General features: G+C 38.0%; 1 protein-coding gene. It reads right to left on the reverse strand.

All coding sequences use genetic code 11. The features are described 5' to 3' along the window. A partial coding sequence (mobV, locus tag ACP3VS_RS24200) for a MobV family relaxase (protein WP_426390287.1) occupies window positions 1-1,047 on the reverse strand: 1,047 nt, incomplete at its 3' end. Window positions 1,048-1,205: the final 158 nt, after the last annotated feature.

Here is a 1,205-nt window from a genome sequence, read left to right on the forward strand (position 1 = left end):
GCTTATATGGGCTTCTAAAACACTAATTTCATTTGTAGCCGACCTCAAGTGAGTTTTTAAACTCGCATTTTCTTGTTTTAACAATTCATTTTGGTTCATTTTATGACTCGCCAACTCGCGTAACTTTTTATTTTCTTGCACTAGATCCGTCTTCTGCAAACGCTCATAATCTTTTTTGATTTGATAGGCAGCTTTTATTTGCTCATGCATGTTCTTCAGTTCTTTAGGCGTCACAATAAAATTCTCGGTTTCCTGCTCAACAATCTCAGGTTTCCCAAACATTTTAGCTGTAACAGTTGTTTTAACCTCTTTGCCCTTTACACGAATTTTTATATCTCCATCATTCGGAAGTTTTTCACTCAATGCTAAAAACTCTTTTTTTCTGTCTCCAACCTCTTTTTCTAGTAAGATGCGCGTTTGATGCAAATACTCTAAATCATTTTCTTTCTGTGCAATTTTCTTCTGAACTTCTTTGTACTCATGAATATTTTCAATGTTTTTCTCTTTCGTTTTGCCACTGGCACGTACAACATCAAAGCCACGCTCTTGTAGAAATTTCGGTAAGGCATCATGGATATAATTAATTTTCGCTTTGTTCATGGCCACTCGTGCTTGCAATTTACCGTTCTCCTTATTGACTGGCACAAAGTGCAAATGCATATGAGGTGTCGTTTCGTCCTTATGTACTTTTCCACTCACCACATTTTCTTTCCCAAACTCCTTACAGAAAAACTCATAGCAAGCTTTAAAATAATCATCTGTTTTTTGCTCGCCCCATTTTGTAGCTTGCTCTTGAGGAACCGTCAAAATATTGGAGTACATTACAACCGAATTTTTCTGTACTCTCGAACCAGCCTCTTTTAATTTGTCAACTCGCTGCTTTACTCTCTGATACAAATTTTTATCTGACTCTACTAAGTCATAATTATTTTTTGTACGCTCCAGATCAATGTCATCATTTCTAATTTCGCCTTTTCGCTCTTGCTCATTTTCTTTGCCTTTAACATCTGTAATTTGATTTTTTTGTGCGTTCCAAGCCAACTCCATGTGACCGATGCACCCCCATACTCTAGCAAATTTATTTGCCAAGAGTATAGCACGTTATACTCTTGTGACCAAGAGAACGTGCTCTCCGAGGGTGGTTGGCTACCGCCAAAGCATGCTGCAGCATGCAAAAGACCTTGAGGGTTTCGCCCCTCAAACTT

This window comes from Lysinibacillus sp. VIII_CA (assembly GCF_049943995.1).
Classification (GTDB): Bacteria; Bacillota; Bacilli; order Bacillales_A; family Planococcaceae; genus Lysinibacillus; species Lysinibacillus pinottii.